A 2,394-nucleotide genomic window follows, 5' to 3' on the forward strand; every position below is an offset into this window, starting at 1 on the left:
GAAAAGTGGAGCCAACAGGCGATCCAAACAACGACCCGCTAGTCGATATATTTAGTCGCATCAACGATAATCTCAGGGGCTACACCGGCCACGAACCGGTTTCGCTGGGTGGCGATAAGCGCATCATTCATATGAATGGTCGAGTGTACGATGCAGAAACGGGCCGGTTTATGCAGGCGGATCCGGTGGTGCAGGCGCCTTCGAATCTTCAAAACTATAACGCTTATAGTTATGTGTTGAATAATCCTTTGAGTTATACGGATCCGAGTGGGTATATTTTTAAGAAGCTGCTTGGCAAGACAGGTGCGCAACTGGCGGGACTGGGCGGCGGAGGCTTGCTAGGTATGGCATTCGCGTCCTGGGGATATGACCGAGTCATGAACAGTCAGGGCCTGCAAACTGTTACTTCGGTTGCGTTGAATTTCATTCCTGGCTGTCAGGTTTGGTGTTCGGCGATGTTTAGCGCGCAAGTGACATACCACCACACTGGAAGTATCGGCAGAGCGTTTAAAGCGGGTGCAATCGCGGCTGCTTCGGCTTATGCTTTTCAGCAGATAGGGGAACATTTCTCTGCGACAGGAGGGTACAATAAATGGCATGTTAATAATGAGCTGTTGTCTGACTTTGGCGGTAATTTATTGACTAATGGTCAAATCGCGGCACAAATTACAGCGCATGCTGTCGTAGGCGGGATATCTTCCGTTTTGAGTGGTGGCAAGTTTGGCCATGGGTTTCTCAGTGCTGGTGTGACCAAGGGAGCCGGTGGTGCGTTCCTGCCAGGCGGCGCTGGGCTGAGTGCTACCCAGATAGCAAAAGGCACGGTAGTCTCGTCGATTATTGGTGGTACAGTCTCAGCAATTACTGGCGGTAAATTTGCCAATGGTGCTCGTACTGGGGCCATGCAGTTCTTGTTGAATCAGGCTGGGGAGTCGGTTAGGGAGATTTACAGATCTTTCGGTGTATATACGTCCAGTGATAAAGTTGTAGGTTTCATAAAAGGCTGGGAAAGCTTCAAGGCTAGCCCATATAAAGTATTGAATTCCGATGGTGAGCCTACTGGAAATTGGACCGTTGGGTATGGTCATGAAATATCAAATGAAGAGTACTTAAGCGGTTCATATAACAATATTTCTGAAGAAAGAGCAATGGAGTTACTGATGAGTGACATTGCGGCAGCTGAGGTTCGTGTAAACCGGTTTATAGCTAATAATGGTGGAACCAAATTGAACCAGAATCAATATGATACGTTCGTTAGTTTATCTATGAATGCAGGCTATATAGGGAGGTTTCCAAGCCTATCATCGAACTTTTCACAAGCGAATCATGGTGGAGTAGCGTTTGAGTTTTTGGATATAACAAACGGGGGGGTATCTGGGTTGGTGAAAAGAAGAACCGCAGAATATAACATGTACCTCAACGGCGATTATTCGGGGAGACCATAGGAATGAGAATAGCAGTTGTTTTATTATTATTATTTTTTCAAGCAGCTTCTTATGCACAATGCTCAAATGTTAAGGCACTTAAAAGTATGATGACTAGTTCAAACTTTGAATATCTTAGCGAGCATCTTAAGTACCCTATAAACGCTAGAGTGGGTGGTTCTAGTGTCAAAGTGATAAACAGGAGGGTGCTTGTTGCGATTTCGAAGTCTATTTTTACTCAAGATTTTATATCGCAAGTTGAGACAATGAGTGAAGATGAGTTTGCATTTGAATTTGGTGTAAATAAACCTGAATGTACTCTTAGTTCACTAGAGCTGACCGTAGATTCAGAAGAGTTGCGATATGCTAGGTCTGGTATAAGCTCAAGCAGAAAGTTGTTTAAATTTTTGGAAATGATAAACCAGACCATTGATGCAAAGCGTTACAGTGATTTGGAAAATATATTCTGGTTTCCTTTCTATATTGAACATGGGGAGGCCCTGATTAAAATTGAGAATAGCCATGACTATTCATCCAATGAAGAACTGATATTTTCACCTGAATTGAGCTTGGTTCTAAAAAAGTCACTGGAAAACAAGGCTTTTATTGAGGATAGTAATGGATTGATTTTGGACAAGAAAGGGAGTGTTTGGATTGTTGAGCGACATGGCAGTTTATATCTTCAGGTTTTGAGTTTAGAAGTTGGAAAATAAGCTCGGTCAGATGAGTAGAGCTTAAGATAGCACGTATCCTGCACAGGCGCTCTTTGAGCGCCTTTTTTCTGTGCAATCACGCCAGCGCGGTGTGCAGTGGAAATCAGCGCTGGCATGCACAACTGACCCATGTGTTACATGGACAGCCACCTAAAATTTGGCGTGCAGACTGTACGCCGTCTACCTTTAGGTAATACTCAATGGATTGAGGGTGACAAATTATGCCAATGGCAAGGAAGAGACAGGTCAGCTTATCAGAC

At 44.3% G+C, this 2,394-nt stretch carries 2 protein-coding genes; both read left to right on the forward strand.

Going from position 1 to position 2,394, the window contains the following annotated elements; genetic code table 11:
* Positions 1-1,442: RHS repeat-associated core domain-containing protein (locus MHN33_RS23680; RefSeq protein ID WP_275443046.1), on the forward strand; the 1,442-nt coding region annotated here is incomplete at its 5' end.
* Between the two features lie 2 nt (positions 1,443-1,444).
* A complete protein-coding gene (locus tag MHN33_RS23685) occupies positions 1,445-2,134 on the forward strand; it encodes a hypothetical protein (protein WP_239401939.1) in 690 nt (229 codons plus the stop codon).
* The last annotated feature ends 260 nt before the right edge of the window (positions 2,135-2,394 follow it).

The organism is Pseudoalteromonas sp. OOF1S-7, from assembly GCF_022347765.1.
In the GTDB taxonomy this organism is placed as follows: domain Bacteria; phylum Pseudomonadota; class Gammaproteobacteria; order Enterobacterales; family Alteromonadaceae; genus Pseudoalteromonas.